The 16,134-nt window shown below is 39.8% G+C and carries 14 protein-coding genes and 1 pseudogene; 2 read left to right on the forward strand and 13 right to left on the reverse strand.

What is annotated here, in order from left to right:
• Positions 1 to 45 precede the first annotated feature (45 nt).
• The 6 genes from mnmE to V3C97_RS06945 form a co-directional block, all read right to left on the reverse strand.
• Positions 46 to 1,434: a tRNA uridine-5-carboxymethylaminomethyl(34) synthesis GTPase MnmE gene (gene mnmE, locus V3C97_RS06920; protein ID WP_338434091.1), complete on the reverse strand. Its 1,389-nt coding sequence runs from the start codon at positions 1,432 to 1,434 to the stop codon at positions 46 to 48.
• 179 nt (positions 1,435 to 1,613) lie between these two features.
• Positions 1,614 to 3,263 carry a polysaccharide biosynthesis protein gene (locus V3C97_RS06925; protein WP_338434092.1) on the reverse strand — a complete coding sequence of 550 codons (1,650 nt, stop codon included), beginning with the start codon at positions 3,261 to 3,263 and terminating at the stop codon, positions 1,614 to 1,616.
• Positions 3,264 to 3,376: 113 nt separating this feature from the next.
• Positions 3,377 to 4,567, reverse strand: a complete 1,191-nt coding sequence (locus V3C97_RS06930) for a cation:proton antiporter (protein WP_338434093.1) — start codon at positions 4,565 to 4,567, stop codon at positions 3,377 to 3,379.
• A 642-nt stretch (positions 4,568 to 5,209) separates the two neighbouring features.
• The gene (locus tag V3C97_RS06935) at positions 5,210 to 5,686 is read right to left on the reverse strand and encodes a universal stress protein (RefSeq protein ID WP_009551258.1); all 477 of its coding nucleotides are present in this window, start codon (positions 5,684 to 5,686) and stop codon (positions 5,210 to 5,212) included.
• A gap of 98 nt (positions 5,687 to 5,784) precedes the next feature.
• Positions 5,785 to 6,693 (reverse strand): CPBP family intramembrane glutamic endopeptidase, encoded by a 909-nt coding sequence (locus V3C97_RS06940; protein WP_180848742.1) that lies wholly within the window; start codon positions 6,691 to 6,693, stop codon positions 5,785 to 5,787.
• A gap of 31 nt (positions 6,694 to 6,724) precedes the next feature.
• Positions 6,725 to 7,465 (reverse strand): deoxynucleoside kinase, encoded by a 741-nt coding sequence (locus V3C97_RS06945; RefSeq protein WP_180848743.1) that lies wholly within the window; start codon positions 7,463 to 7,465, stop codon positions 6,725 to 6,727.
• 166 nt (positions 7,466 to 7,631) lie between these two features.
• On the opposite strand from V3C97_RS06945, the gene V3C97_RS06950 reads away from it, so the two are divergent.
• Together V3C97_RS06950 and V3C97_RS07830 are read left to right on the forward strand one after the other, a co-directional pair.
• Positions 7,632 to 8,108: a nucleoside 2-deoxyribosyltransferase gene (locus tag V3C97_RS06950; protein ID WP_338434094.1), complete on the forward strand. Its 477-nt coding sequence runs from the start codon at positions 7,632 to 7,634 to the stop codon at positions 8,106 to 8,108.
• Positions 8,109 to 8,266: 158 nt separating this feature from the next.
• Positions 8,267 to 9,242: pseudogene (locus V3C97_RS07830) on the forward strand (IS30 family transposase).
• Between the two features lie 362 nt (positions 9,243 to 9,604).
• Here V3C97_RS07830 and V3C97_RS06965 read toward each other — a convergent pair.
• The 7 genes from V3C97_RS06965 to V3C97_RS06995 form a co-directional block, all read right to left on the reverse strand.
• On the reverse strand, positions 9,605 to 10,648 hold the full coding sequence (locus V3C97_RS06965; protein WP_338434096.1) for an NAD(P)-dependent oxidoreductase: 1,044 nt from the start codon (positions 10,646 to 10,648) through the stop codon (positions 9,605 to 9,607).
• A 182-nt stretch (positions 10,649 to 10,830) separates the two neighbouring features.
• Complete coding sequence (locus tag V3C97_RS06970) at positions 10,831 to 11,346, reverse strand: hypothetical protein (RefSeq protein WP_338434097.1); 516 nt, start codon at positions 11,344 to 11,346, stop codon at positions 10,831 to 10,833.
• 102 nt (positions 11,347 to 11,448) lie between these two features.
• Entirely contained in the window at positions 11,449 to 12,372 is a 924-nt protein-coding gene (locus V3C97_RS06975; protein WP_003709292.1) for an IS30 family transposase, read from the reverse strand.
• A gap of 39 nt (positions 12,373 to 12,411) precedes the next feature.
• On the reverse strand, positions 12,412 to 12,936 hold the full coding sequence (locus V3C97_RS06980) for an acyltransferase family protein (protein ID WP_338434098.1): 525 nt from the start codon (positions 12,934 to 12,936) through the stop codon (positions 12,412 to 12,414).
• 300 nt (positions 12,937 to 13,236) lie between these two features.
• Positions 13,237 to 13,968 carry an IspD/TarI family cytidylyltransferase gene (locus V3C97_RS06985; protein WP_338434557.1) on the reverse strand — a complete coding sequence of 244 codons (732 nt, stop codon included), beginning with the start codon at positions 13,966 to 13,968 and terminating at the stop codon, positions 13,237 to 13,239.
• A gap of 101 nt (positions 13,969 to 14,069) precedes the next feature.
• The gene (locus tag V3C97_RS06990) at positions 14,070 to 14,861 is read right to left on the reverse strand and encodes a LicD family protein (protein ID WP_338434099.1); all 792 of its coding nucleotides are present in this window, start codon (positions 14,859 to 14,861) and stop codon (positions 14,070 to 14,072) included.
• A gap of 12 nt (positions 14,862 to 14,873) precedes the next feature.
• Entirely contained in the window at positions 14,874 to 16,106 is a 1,233-nt protein-coding gene (locus V3C97_RS06995) for an oligosaccharide flippase family protein (protein ID WP_338434100.1), read from the reverse strand.
• Between the last annotated feature and the right edge of the window lie 28 nt (positions 16,107 to 16,134).

Below are 16,134 nucleotides of genomic sequence, written 5' to 3' on the forward strand. Positions count from 1 at the left end.
TTTGTGGCTAGTAAGCCAGCATATCTTCCTTTCTCTTATTCCAAGTTATTTTCCTAAACAGAACTGACTAAAGAGCTGATCTAGCAACTCGTCTTGGTAAGAGTCCCCAGTGATCTCCCCGAGGCTGTCCCAAGCAGCTGTCATATCAATCTGACAGAGATCCACCGGCATTCCTGCTTCGATCCCCTGCAACACTGCAGTCAAAGATTGTTCTGCCTTATTAAGCAAGGCTACATGGCGGGCATTGGTAACAATGACCGTTGTTTGGGAATTTTCGATTCCCCCAAAGAACAGTTTGGCAATTTGTTCTTCTAGCTGATCAATCCCTGCATTAGCTAAAACAGAGAGTGCGATGACTTCTTCTGCTGGTTTGAGATAAGTCTGCAACTCAGCTTGATCCAACTGCTGCGGCAAGTCCGTTTTGTTGAGCACAACAATTCGCTTCTTATCCGCCGTAGCGGCCAATAATTCTTGGTCTTCAGCCGCCAGTGGTTCGCTAGCGTTCAACAGTAACATCACCAAATCTGCTTGGTCGATCGCTTGCCGGGAACGTTCCACCCCGATCTTTTCAACCTTATCGTCTGTTTCACGAATTCCAGCCGTATCGATCAACTTCAACGGCACCCCACGGACATTAACATATTCTTCGATCACGTCCCTGGTGGTCCCAGCAATATCGGTCACAATAGCCTTATCTTCATGCAACAAGTGGTTCAGCAAACTTGACTTGCCCACGTTCGGCCGTCCCACAATTGCCGTAGCTAGCCCTTCGCGCAGGATCTTTCCTTGTTTAGCCGTTTGTTCCAACTGCTTGATACGGTCCCGTACAGCCAGTGCTTTTTCTTTAAGCATCTTCGTAGTCAATGTTTCGACATCGTCATATTCAGGATAATCAATATTGACCTCAACTTGAGCCAAAACATCCAGGATATCCTGGCGTAAATTATTGATCAAATGAGCCAAATTACCATCTAACTGGTTCAAAGCAACTTTCATTGACCGGTCTGTCTTGGCCCGAATCAAATCCATCACTGACTCTGCTTGGGTCAAATCAATGCGGCCATGTAAGAAAGCCCGCTTGGTAAACTCACCAGGTTCCGCTAACCGCGCTCCGTTTTGCAAAAGCAACTGCAAAATCTCATTAGTTGAAACAATCCCCCCGTGGCAATTAATTTCAATAATATCTTCCCTGGTATAAGTCTTTGGTCCCCGTAGTACCGAAACCATGACTTCATCAATTTCACGGTGTGATGCCGGGTCAATAATATGTCCGTAGTTGATCGTGTGACTAGCCACTTGCGTTAGGTCCTTCCCCTGGAAAACCTTGGTGGCGATCTTGACGGCATTTTCCCCGCTCATCCGTACAATTGAAATCGCCCCTTCTCCTGGCGGGGTTGAAATAGCGGCGATTGTATCAAATTCCGTGATTTCCATCAACTATCCTCCCTTTAAAAAGCAAGAAAAAAAGTGCCACTCCATGCACTATATAATACAGTTTTCCTGTATAAAAGACATGGATAAAGCACTTTGACTACTTTATCTATCAAGATAAGAATGATTACTTTTAATATACGTTCATTACTAAATAAAGTCAATTAAAACTTTAACGCGACTTAGAAATGCCGCCCCCGTGGTGAGCGTTGTTCAGTGGAGGTACTTTGTTCGCTCCTGATCCCAGGTAGGCGAAAACCAAAGATCCGCTTAAGGAACCCAAACCGATTAAGAATCAAAGCATAAACCACCATGAAGAAGCCACCAAAGACCGCTGCATAGAAGAAAGCAGCTAGTTTGCCTTGCGGAATGTAGACCTGATCTAAGCCCCAGTGAGTCAGCCAGGCGACTGCACCCAAAACAATATTGATAAAAATCAATTGTAAAGCGCCTTCTAATTGTCCGGGTTCAAGGTAATGACTATAAACATAACCGAAGACGACCACTGCAATCGCTGCAAAGGTAATCGTGGTTGCCCATACTGTCCCAAAAGCACCCCAGATATAGGTTAATGGAATCTGTAAGGCTAATTTAAGGATCAACCCTAAGGTTAACGTCCGGACAGCCAGGCGGTGGTTCCCAAGTGACTGGGCAATCGAAAAGAAGTCAGTAAAGACTCCCAAGGCAATACTTCCAATCAAAGCGACTGACATCAAATCAGCCCCTAAGCGGGAGAAAGGATAGAAGACCCCATTAACTTCCCATGCCAAAACAGAAAGCAGGAAGGCGACTGGTAAAAGGGTCACTACCATCAGTTCAATGTTTTGGACGATCAACTTGCTGACGCCTTCCCGATTACCTGTCCGTGACTGTTCTGCCAGCAGGGGCAGCGAGGAAGCAGCAACCGCAATTGTTAATGCCACAACCACTGTTGTGATCTTGTTAGGGTTGGCGGAGAAGTAAGTATACAGGTCCTGAGCATGGAAGGGAGAAACCCCCGTCAGTTTCACAACGATATCTTTAAAAGTCATCTGATCGATAAACTGAACAATCGTTACGGCTGAACCCACATAAATGAATGGAATAGCTTCTTTAAGAATACCAATAAAAATCTGCTTGAGATCATTATTATCTGCCGGTAAACTCTGCGCAGCCAGTTCTTGGTATTCCGAGCGCTTTTTCCAGTAATACCACACCAGATAGATCAAACTAGCAACTGCCCCGAGGAAGGTAGCAAAGGTACTATAATTAACCGCCGTGATATATGACCCATGGATGACTTTCATCACATAGAAAGTCGCCCCCAGAATAAAGAGAATACGGATTAGTTGTTCCCACAACTGTGAGATCCCATAGGGTTTCATATCTGTATTTCCTTGGAAAAAGCCCCGCGTCAAACTCATTGGTGGCAAGATCACCAAAGTGGGACACATCACCCGGATAGCCTTGGTAGCAACACTGGTCGATACCACGGCGCTCCGTTCAGCGATCACCGGTGCCAACACGTAGAGCAAGACGGCACAGCCGATCCCCGTACAGAGCATGCAGAAGAGTGCAACTTTGAAGACCCGCTTACTATTATTAAATTTATTTTCACCATTGTAGGCCGCTACTTGCCGAGCAATCACCGTTGGAAACCCAGCGACCCCTAAGGAAAGAAAGAGCGCATAAAAGTTATATGCTGAGTTGAAGATGGCCTGGGCAGCATTCTGTTGCGCTGCGCTCCCCATCATCATCAACCATGGAATCAGATAGATAACTCCTAAAACACGGGAGAGGATGCTTCCAGCCATCATCCAAAAAGCTCCCGATAATAGTCTACTCTTTTTCATTTTCTTGTTTACACTCCGCGTTATTTAAATCTAAAAAGTAATTATACCGCTAATTTTTGCCTGCGAATAGAAAAACGTATTTTCCGTACTAATTTCCCGGAAAATACGCTTCTTTACTCCGTTGTTTCGGCAGATTGGTGTGTCATGTTCTTGGCTTGCCGACCCAGGGCCGACTTGATCATTCCTGGAGCGATCAAGGTTGTCAGAATGATTACCATGATTACCCCTGAATAGTAGTCTGCATGGAGTAAATGGGCTTGGAATCCCACCTGGGCAACGATCAGGGCCATCTCCCCCCGGGAAACCATGCCCGATCCGATAATACTAGCCGAATCAAAGTTCATCCCTGTTAACCGGGCCCCTAGGCCACAACCGAACCACTTCGTGAATAAAGCTAATAGTAGCAATGGCACAGTAAACTTGAGGTCACTGATGAAGCCATGGAAGGTCATGTTCAACCCGATTGAAACAAAGAACATCGGGATAAAGACTGCATACCCGATCGGGATAATATTATGGTCAATCTCTGCCCGGTACTCAGTTTGACCAACTGCAATCCCCGCGAAGAAAGATCCCACGACAGTACTTAAGCCCACCAGATCAGCCAGATAAGCCATCCCCAAGCACATCACAAGGGACATTAAAACTACTGAGGCCGGTACCTGGAGTTTTTCTCCTAGTGACATCAAAATCGGAGCTACCCACTTGAAAATTACGTAGACCCCAATGAAATAAACCGCTTGTAGCACTAAGTTCAAAAGAATACTGTTGGTTCCACCGCTGGAGCTACCTACATTACCGTAAACTGAAACCAAGACACTCAGGATCAGCACCGCTAGGATATCATCGATCACAGCTGCCCCCAAGATGGTTGACCCTTCCTTAGTGTCCAACTTATTCATCTCTTTGAGCACTTCAACTGTGATGCTCACTGAAGTAGCCGCAAAGGTCACACCTAAAAACAGAGAACTTTCGATTGAAAGGTTGAACAAAAAGCCAAACCCAAAAACAAGCCATACTGGCAGGACAACCCCAAAAACCGCCACCGCCAAAGATGGCACAAAATATTTCTTCAAAAGAGCTAGGTCGCTTTCCAGACCCGCCATGAACATCAGGATGATGACCCCAATTTCGGAAAAGATGTGCATAAATTGGTCATTGGGAACCCAGCCTAGAACAGCTTGTCCCAAGATAATACCGACAACCAACTGCCCCACTACGGCCGGAATCCGTATCCGCCGACTCAAGTGTCCAACAATCGCTGTCGCTAACAAAACCAAGGTTAGTGTTCGTAAATAAATCATTGGTTCACCTCTTTTCATTATCACCTAAATTTACTTACAAGGAGTATTATACATGAAATTTATCCTAAACTAAAAGGAGCCATAACGTATCGCTACCATACGTTATGACTCCCTCTAGTTTTTTCAAAGGAGATAAGGTATTTGAGTTGGAGTAAATCTCAAAAATAATTTCTGAAGCATACTATATCTTTAATTATTTTATATCAAACTAATAAATCATAAGAAAGCGGCTCCAACTCGATTATGGTAATCCGAAATAACAGACATTCGGCATTTCCAACAGTTTTAAGTGTAACCGTTTTCTGGTTAGGTGTCAAAGTGAAGTTTAAATAAAAGGGAATTTATAATAAACGCTCTCATAAATTTTGGCGTATAAATTTAATCCGCTTTCTTTTTTTATCTTTGCTTCAGCTGCACTTAAAAATAATTATGCAAGTAAACATTGTCAAATCAACGTTTATACTTCAATTTTCACTTACAGAAATAAAGTAAGCTCCGAAACACTCGTGTTCCTGTCTCTTTCGCCATTATTTTTAATGATTTCATTATTAGAAGCTCTTTCTAGTCTGTTTTTCACTCGTTTTTAATGATTACAATCAAAAAGGTGGTTCACCTTTTTTAGGCAACCACCATTCAATCTAACTATTTAGTTTCGTTATTTCCTTTGCAGGTCAAAACATCACACAGTGCTTCGCGTGTCACATAAGCAGCGACAGACCCCATCATAACCCGCTCGATAAAGTTACGTCCGGTATAACCTAGGACGATCAGGTTACTCTTGTATTCTTGAGGGAACTCACGCGCTATAATGCGTTTTGGATTGCCAAAGCGTAAGTGGACGTAAACTTGGCTATCATCAAGGCCTTTTTCCTCAACAATTTCCTTCCGCAAGCGTAGCATCTCTTGTTCGGCTTCTTGTTCAATCTCATAAATCCGTTCGCCATCCAAGGCTACACCAGCGCCCCCATATTCCAGAGTATTAAGGTCCAAAACCCGCAACACATCTAATCGAGTTGTGGTCCCCTTCACTAGGTTCACCGCATCTTCCAATGCATAGCGTGACCCTTGGGATCCGTCAACAGCAACCAAAATACGTTTGTAATTCATCATGTAAGCCATTATCCTCACCTCTCGACTAGATAACTCTAATATTAAACCCTTCTAATATTATGATATGTGTTTTCTAGTGAAACTGCAAGGACGATCCGCTGCAAATGCTAGATCCTGTCTAGCCCCATGACGATTGAAATGACACATAAAACATACGCTACTCCTGCAGGCCAGTTAAGTAAGCTCCAGGTCAGATAGTGGGGTGGAATAACGTTGGCTTGAAGCCAGCTTTTGATTTGGCTTGCATGGCGAATTAAAAAGACCAGGCCACCCACTGCCATCACCAGCATAAACATTGAGCTGACTGCATTAACAGCGCCACCCCAGTGAACAGCAAGGATCGAAACTACTTGTCCAAACGCGTTGTTACAAAAGTGAACAAAGATCGACCACCGCAAACCGTAAGTCAGCGCCGTATAAGCTAACAACAAACCTAGGCAAAAAGCAAATGGTGTCTGGGCAATATTCATATGGTAGATTCCAAAAAAGAATGCCGTAACAAACACAGCTAACTTTTGGCTGTACTTGCTGAAATAGTGGAGCAAGTAACCCCGAAAAATAAACTCCTCGAAAATTGGCGCAACCACAGTGACATAAATAATCATCGACAGTGAATCTTTACCGTTGGCAGAAGCAGTTTCTAGTTGCGCTCTGGTTGTCAAACCAAATACCTGGAAAATATGCTCAACCAAGTTACTCCAAATCCCAAAAAACATATTTGCCAGCATTATCAGGGCTAAAAGAGTCACAATCGTTCTGGCAGTCGGCTTACGCGGAATAGTTCGAATTTGCTGCCAGATCGCTCGCTGGTCAATTTTGCTGGTACCAATGAAAATTACTAACAAGCCAGCTGCTACCCCGAGATAGTATGGGATCCCTGAACTCATCGCAGTAGAAATCGAAGAAAAAAGGCGCCATGAAAAGGAAGCTACTGCCTGAAAAACAATAATATATCCGAGCATTAATGCTAAAGCATGGCGTGCTTCTTTCTTATACTGTACATCTAACATTTCCATCAATACCGCCCTCTTTTCTTAGGTATTTTTCTTAAGATTGCAAAAACTCTTGGTGCTTTTGTTGGTAGCGGGCAAAGTCAGCCTCAGTCAAATTACCCAGTTCCACCAATTTATTTTCAATTGTTTCTAAGACTGCCACCCGGTCATGCTTGTTAGCCATGAAGTCATACTTGTCCCCATCAATGATCAGTAAAGGTGAGTAGCTATATTCTTGCATCCAGATATCATAGTGTTTCAGCAAACGGTGATAGTAGTCGCTCAAGGAAGGATCTAATTCCACCTGTTCATATTTCCGGCCCCGCTTTTTGATCCGGTTAAGCATGGTTTCATAAGAAACTTTGATCGTAATCATCAAGTCAGGTGATTTCTTGTGAGCAGCCAGGGGTAGTTCTTCCATCATATTATTGAGCAGGCTCTTGTAGATGTCATATTCCACCTGGGTAGCATTGCCCAGTTCGGTATTCATTTTCATAAAAATCTCGTCTTCATAGATCGACCTGTCTAAGACATTATTGTCATTTTCCATAGCTTTCTTGATCATCGCAAAGCGGCGGTTCAAAAAGAAAGTTTGCAATAAATATGCGTATGGGTTGGTAGCTTCGGCATCACCGGCCGCCCGTTTCTTGGCAGCAATCTCATTCCCCTTATAAAAGATAGGTAAAACGGGGTTGTCTTTAACTGGTTCATAATATGCTGTGGTTCCGAGTTCTTCAGACAAGATCTTGGTCAAGCTTGACTTCCCAGAACCAATAATCCCTGATAACGTAATCAAAATGATAGAAGCATCCTTTCGTTTGATTTTAGCTAGTCGTTTTTTACAATAACATACCTAATAATACTAGGAATCCCATTGAAAATAAAGCAAAGATTCTTTATCTTGTAGATAGGATTTAACATCCCACTACATCTTGTAAAATTATTAATAAGGATTGAATACTATGCAACAAAAATCTGTTTACTTAGCTGCTCCCTTTTTCAGTGATGGGCAACGCACCCGTATCAACCAAGTTGTCGCTGCTCTCCAGCAAAATCCTACGATCGGTGAGATCTTTCTTCCAGAAAAACATCCTTATTCGCAGGAAGAATTTGGTTCGCTCGGCTGGCAGGATGCTACCTTCCGTCTTGATGTCAACCACATCTACCAGGCCGACATCGTCGTCGCTATTGCGGACTACAAGTTAGAAGAAGCCGATAACGAGATGGATTCAGGTACTGCCTTTGAAGTTGGCTTGGCCTACGGAACTCATACCCCGGTAGCGGTCATTCAGTTTGATCCTAAAAAAGAGATCAACTTGATGATTGCCCAAAGCCTAACCACTTACTTTGATCTCAGTCAGGACCACGGTTTGCAGAAGCTAGCAGAATATGACTTCAACGTTATGCTACCACAGCGGGCTAACCGGCCGGTGATTTAAGCTTAGTTATATACAATCTATGGTTTTCTGGTATTGGTGAGCGCCAATGCCAGATTTTTTTGTTGTGAATTTACACTCTAAGTGCAACACAAATACAAAAAAAGACCCATAGCGGGTACAATGTTTAATGACCAAATAAAACATACGAGGTACACGCTATGAGCTATAATCATCTTACTATATTTGAACGAGAAAAGCTGCTTAAATTTCAAGCTCAGGGAATATCTTATCGTGCTATTGCACTCAAACTACACCGTAGTCCTAGTACCATTTCCCGTGAATTCAAACGTTTAAAAGGTGAATATTCACCCTCACGGGCGCAAAGAAACTACGAAAGAAAACGCAAGAAATGTCATAAGCCACGGCTCTTGGACCAAGATTCTACCCTTAGAGATAAGATTGCTTACTATATTCAAAAAATGAACTGGTTTCCCGAACAAATCGTTGCTCGCTTTGAATTAGAAGGTCTTACTTGTGTTAGTTACGCTACTATCTACCGACATCTTTATGCACATAATCTCGGGCAACCACTTCGCTCTAAGAACGATCGCGGACTTAAACGCCATCTACGTCATAAAAATCATACACGGCACACCAAGCCATAAAGAAGTACAAACTAACTATATTTCAATTCATGAACGACCTAACTTTATTAATGAACGTAAACGACTGGGGGACTGGGAAATTGACACTGTCCTAGGTAAAACAAGTCATTCAGTTCTAATCACTGCCGTTGATCGTAAAAGTCGGTATGTGTTAATGAAACGAGTTACTCGTAAAGATGCAGTCTGTATCAATCATGGTTTGATTGACATGTTTTCTAGTATCGACCCAGAATTTGTTCATTCACTAACTCCAGATCATGGAACAGAATTCCTTGATTTAGATGCAACAGCTGAACGCCTAGGGGCGTTAGTATACTGGCCTGATCCGTATTCACCAGAACAACGTGGTTCTAATGAAAATATGAATGGTTTATTACGTGAATATTTTCCTAAGCGAACTAACCTTGATAATTATACGGATCAAGAGATAGCTGAATGGCAAAAGCAACTTAATCTTCGTCCCAAAAAGGTCTTAAATTATTTGACCGCTACTGAAGTTTTCTTTGATAAAGTGTTGCACTTGGTTTGACAATTCACCGTAAAAAATAAGGGCCAAAAGCTGGTCCTTGTCATACAATTAAATCACCACAAAATAATCGAAAGAAGGTTTTGCTTTTGTCTCTTGATAACTATTCAATGCTAAAAGCTTTAGGAATTACAGACCCAAATGTTGAACTATTGGATTATTCTGAAAAAACTATTCGTGGTGAAAGAAAAAAGATTATCACCGCTCGCCCTATTTGTCCATGAAAACGCCGTCTTTACTGTAGTTTTATGCCTGTTATCTAAAATGAACCGCATTTAATCATAGATGTCCATCGTTAATACCAATGAATATTTATGTTGTACAGCTCAGTCTTTATTAATACACTTTAACAAGGCAGATAAACTCTACTTTTTTTCCTGTAACCACTGAATGAGACGTGCGTAACTATCCTTGAGGTTAACAGTAGGTCTCCACCCTAGTTGCTGGAGCTTCTGACTACTCAACCACATTTTGACATCGGGGGCATAGCCCATGTTCTCCTTTGGAATATCAATGACAACCTGTGCTCCTGAAATCCCAAAGTTATCCATAACCATTTCAGCCATCGCTTTGATAGTCATGTGACTATCCTCATTAGCAACATTATATGCCTGCCTAGTTTCACCTTTTTGAAGTAGTATCAGGATCGCCTTAATGGCATCCGTTGCATACACATAATTCCCTTCGGATTGTCCAGTAGTATGAAGTACTATATTCTCTCCATTCATTGCACTGCGGGCGAATTGAGCGAATACTCTGTTTTCCCCTGGCAATACCCCCGCCCCAAAAACTTGGGCTAAACGAGCTGACATCACTCGCAAACCGTATTGTTCTGCGTATGAATTGCACATTAATTCACTCATTCTTTTACCTTCGGGATAGGAGGATCGAATATTGGTTAAGTCAACGTACCCTAGATCTTTTTCTGTTGTCTGTCCCGTAACTACTGGTTGGCCGTATACTTCCATTGAAGAAAGATATACCATCGCCTCAGCATTATTTCTAACCGCCTCCTGAAGGACTTCGTCAGTCCCCCATAAAGCTGTTCGAATAGTTCCTACCGGGTCGGCAATCATCTGCTTAGAACCGGTTACTGCTGCCGCATGAATGACATAATCAACCTTTTCAGACAAATGTAAGTCACTATGCCCCAACTCAGTTACAACAAATTTTAACGGAGCAGTTTTGTATTTTGCATAAAGCCGCTGTGCTTTCTCCTTATTACGAACCAAAGCCAGTAATTTTAAATCTAAGTCCAGTTGCTCATTAGCATATGCTAAAAAGCGAAGAACCAGGGAGCCAACTAATCCTGTTGCCCCGGTTACAAAGAATATTTTTCCTCGAAATGGCTCTAAGTCTAACTCTGAATGTAATAACTCTTCAAAGTCTTGCATTAAAATTGATTGCATTAATTTTATCCTCTTTTCTTTCTCTGACTAATAACTTGTCATAATTAGCACATTATCTCGTCTATATTAAGAATACCACTATAAAATCCTTCCCATAGCGCAAACTAACTAATTATAGACATTCCAACCATTTTGCAATTATCTTCTGTCAAAGCACTTATCAATCATTTAGTAAAACAGTATTATATATTTTTTATGATATTTGTTACTGTTTTCTTCAATAAGATGGCAATTAAGTATGTTATAACTATCATTACCATATAATGCCAACCTATTGCCATGGAAAAATTGTAAGCGTTAAACACTTCTCGCAAACTAACATGAATAATATACAACTCTAATGAAAGTGACCCTGTCCATTGAACAAAACGATGCAGATAATTATTGTAAACAAGGAAATTTTTACATAACCACACCCCAGCAAACATTATTGGAAAACTCCAAAGAGTTGCCATAATCCGTCCTCCTACAGGAATCATGGTTACTCGATTGAAGGCCACTTTCAATACCACAATTGCTATCAATAAAAGTATTTCTACGTTTGTTAAAGGACTATTATTCATCACCTTATCAGCATAAAATAAGCCCAGAATAAAAATCGGAATTCGCAAATATAAAATTTCTGTATTGGCAAAAAGCCCAGGAATCAGAAAATAAGCTAAGATGGCGGTCAATAACCATACACTTAAAATCCCCATCAATACTGATGTTCTATGTTTTTTATCGGGAAGGAGCGTTCGATATAAATAAGGAAAAACGAGATACATTATGGTAGATTGCAATAAATAACTTGAACAAATTTAATGACGCAGATTAAGCAAAAAGATCTCAATTGGAGTTCGCCAGTTCAAACATTTGAGTGGCCGTGAATTCAGATACCAGTTAATCTGAATCAATTCATCATCACTAATCTCTTCAATTGGCTGACCCTTAGGAATAAATCGCCGTAACACTCGATTACGATTCTCATTACTACCACGTTCATGCGGAGAATAAGCATGGGCAAAGTACAACGGCACGCCGGTATTTTTCTCAATTGATTGGTAGTTGGCGAACTCTTTCCCGTGATCAACCGTCAGTGTCTTGAGATTAGTTCCTAATTGATTAGCTAACTCAAGGATAGCCTTAGTCATTGAAGTGCTATCTCGTCCACCAAGCCGTTTAACGATAGTAAGGCGACTCTTGCGTTCGACAAACGTGGCTACTGCTTGACCTTTGCGCTTGCCAGATAAAACTGTATCAGCTTCAAAATGGCCTGCAATATTACGATCAGAAGCTTCAGCTGGACGATCTTCAATCGAACGACCATGACTGAAAGTCCCACGGGTTTCTTTAGCACGCTTACGACGAATACCATGGTCAGGTAAATCAGTCATCCGAATATCTAGAAGTCCTTGATCGACCCAGTTATAGATAGTCTTGTAGGCGATCCTAACCACATGGGCTACTTGTTCAATTGACCATTTCTGAATCTTGATCTTGTCTTCGATTAGTCGCTTGAGGTTAGCCGTTAATGAGCATTTACGACCACGATAACTAAGTTTAGTTTCGTGGTCGGCTTGCGCACTAGTCGCATGGTATTCACCCTTTAACCGGTGAATTTCATTAAAGATAGTAGTCTTACTAAAGCCCAGGTAATCAGCGATATATCGAAGAGATCGCTTTTCATGACGAAGCGTTTCGATGACAATGCGGTCTGAAAATGATAAGATAGTGGTGCCCATAAAGGTCCTTCTTTCTAATGGAATGTTGTAACGACACCATTAAAGACCTTTATGGGTTTTTCTGTCCACTAAAATGTTCAACTTAAATTTTACAATCTGCCTTATTAAAATGAGCAATATGAACCAATATGTCGTATCATGTACCCTAACAAAGTCAATAAACAATTCTCCACGGAGAAAACCAATAACTCCCCTCTTCTCATAAATAAAATTTCGCCAGAAATAATACACTACTGACACAATAAGAAATGTCGGTAAGACACGAGTAAATCTTCGTATATAGAACTCTTTAACTTTATTATTCTTCGTCAAAGAATAATAAAGTCCCATTCCAGATAAAAATAAAAAGATTTCGACACCAATAGACCCAAAAATATAATAGTATATTTTTCCGATAAGAGTAATCACCCTGGTGTTACCGCCCGCGTTGAAGTAATTTTCAAAATAGTGAAAAATCATTATTTGAATAATCGCTAATCCAAATAAGTCTCCTCGATACTTACTCAATTCACCCCAACTTAACTTATTTTTTATATCTTTTTCATCAAAACTTACCTCAGTCATTTTATTACCTCATTCATTATTAAATACACTGCAGTCTGTAAGCATAAACAGGTATATATTTTTCAAGAATTAAACTAATAACAAAAAAGCCATTTGTGGTAATCTTTTGAATATTTCTAAACAAAAGCAAGCCACAAATGGTATATGCCTATATTACTATTATCGTTAACTCATACTAGTATCCATTATCATTAACTATCAATAGCAATCTTATAAGTATTGTACTATCAACCCTTTTATAAGCTATTCGTGAGATATGCTACAAATAAACTATCATTACCATCTAAAGTTTTAGACATATCATTCTTCAATTCCATAAATTTGAGCATTTTCTCTAGCATCTAGTAAGGCACGCATAGTATAGAAATCATCCGGGGTTGTAATTTTTATGTTTTCTTGCGGTCCATCAACCAAATATAATTTTTTCCCGTAATATTGCATCATTGAACATGAATCAATAAAATCAAATTTCTTCTCTGCGATTGCTTGTTCATGTGCTGTTAAAATATCATTTAAATAAAAACTTTGTGGTGCTCTCGCTAAACGTGAATGAGCTCTATTTGGAACTTCTGAAATTGCCTCGTCTTTATCAACAATTAAAATTGTTTCCTTAGCTTTAACAGACGTAATTGCCGAACCATTTTTCTTAACTGAAGCGATATTGTCATAAATAGTTTTTTGGTTGATTAATGGGCGAACGCCATCATGAATAAGGACAATATCTTCTTTTCTATTGCCTAATTCTTCCGCTGCTTTAAGCACATTAAAAATAGATTCTTGCCCCGTTTTGCCACCTTTTACTATTTTTTGAACTTTTCGTAGATTGTATTTTTTAATTAATTCATTTAAATATCCAATCCAATTTTCAACACAAGAAATCACAATCATGTCTATTTCGGGATTATCCTCAAATAATTCTAAGGTATGAATTATAATCGGCTTATCATGGATTTTTAAGAATTGCTTAGGCAGTTCTTTTGAGTGCATGCGGGTACCAACCCCACCAGCAAATATAGCTGCAATATTCATTATTATTACTTCCTTTTTCGAGATATTGTCTACATTTTATTAATTACCAAGAATTCTATATATTACATAATTTCAAACAAGAATTAATCTTCAACACTGGGTAACTAATCTTTTAAATAAACTGTTAGTTCATGTGAAACGCGTTGGTCAACTGGGGGTACCTGTTGCCAGTTACCATAAGTCATTTTAAGCATTTGCTCATAATTTGCGATCACACTTAATTCGTATCCTTCAAACGGTAACGTAGTGTACTCCGAGAATAATTCTTTAGGAAAACGATCATCAAAACTATTATATCTACTAAACATATCTCCAACGTATTTCGCAGAACTTATATTTTGAGCAGCCCCTAATTCCAACATCCGATCACGATTGCTTCGATAGTTTAACGAATAGCATAACCTTAAAATTCTCTTCATATAATTTTCATATTTAGTTGCACTGACTAATGATCTCCAACGTCGTTTACTCATCTCTTTAGATAGCTTCTTAGCTTCAACATCATCATTAGGGAATGCAATTATTGGGAATATATCTACGAAAATACCGCCCTTATCAAATTTTTGATCACTGTGAATTAGTGTAGTGTTATCTTCCAATTTTGCATAAGGATAATAATAATGTTCATTATAATCTCTCTCAGTATCTGCGCAATGTATACCTATTCCATCCACATTACGCACTTCGTCTAAATTAATAAATTTAACGTAATCATCCCATAACATTGCCACGTCTACATCATCATCCCAGGGAATAAATCCCTGATGACGAGCAGCTCCTAGTAACGTTCCGGACAATAAAGTATACTGAATATCATGTTTGCGACATACCTGATCCATAAATACTAGTACGTCTAATAACCGTGCCTTAATTTCCTTCGATGTTAATTTCCACATGAATACCCCTCTTTATACATTATATTCATCTTTATTACGGACAAATACCGATAACCGCATCATCAACATGATACTTTCGGACAAAATACGTAACCAAACTAAACTGTATAAGCTAAATGTATGTGTAACTAATAGCAGCAATACTCCGATAACCTGGCTAGAAGCCGCAACAATTGTCGTCATCGTCGTTTCACGAATCTTATTGATAGATCCTAACAATGGCCAACCACACAAGATACTGTAGAAGCTGACAAACAACAACGGAACTGCCTGCTTTAATAAAGGATACATCGGAATATATTTATGTCCACCAATGATAGCAACAATTATTGGTGCAGCAAAATATGTAAACAAGCACCCTGCAATCAATACCGGTGTAAATATCAGTAAGATATTTCTGAACAGACGTAAACTTCTTGTTTTAATCATCTGAGGGTAAATACCATCGGAAATAGGACTATACAAACCTTGTACCCCAACTACTAATGACATCAGCATTGTCCAATAAGCTACCTGATGAGCATTAAGCACCATTCCTACAATAATGGTATTAAATGCTCCAAATGCAGTAGTTGCTATATTTGACATAAAATAAGTTAAAGATACTTTGAGAGATTCAATAACTTCTCTAAACGGAACCCATTGAATATGAATTCCCATTTTTCGCAACTCATAAAATACCCAAATAACAGCAACGCTTCCCCCTAAAATATCTAGTAATGGAATATAGATCATATCTTGGCTATTTTTCACCACAAAGAAGGTTAACACAGTTGCTATTCCTCGCATGATCAAAAAACGAATAGTAATTATTTGCATTTTTTCAATGCCACGAAAGAAGTAATCAAATAAAAAGATTGATAGGAATTGAGGTACTGCCATTAAAATTGTAAATATTGGGTGCATCCGCAACATTTTTATACTGAGAATCATCCCCAATAAAACTATGAAACTAATAAGACTAATAAATAGTTTAGCTTGTGTAGTTCTTCCAATAACTCTTCCTAATTTGTCCGAATCCCCTCTGGCGTCAACTACTTCTTTAGTCCCTGATAGGAGATACCCAAATTCAATCAAAAGATTAACATAAATCATTACGTTTTTTGTATAACTAACCACACCATACGTTCCTAAGGTTAATACTCTGGCTAAATAAGGAAGCGTTACTAATGGCAACACCAACTGCGTGATATTCATGATGTATAACATGGTTACGTTATTAGTTACTGCTTTTTTTTGACTCATAATTACATCCTATCCATGATTTGTTTTT

Source organism: Ligilactobacillus saerimneri (genome assembly GCF_036689625.1).
GTDB classification, from domain to species: domain Bacteria; phylum Bacillota; class Bacilli; order Lactobacillales; family Lactobacillaceae; genus Ligilactobacillus; species Ligilactobacillus saerimneri.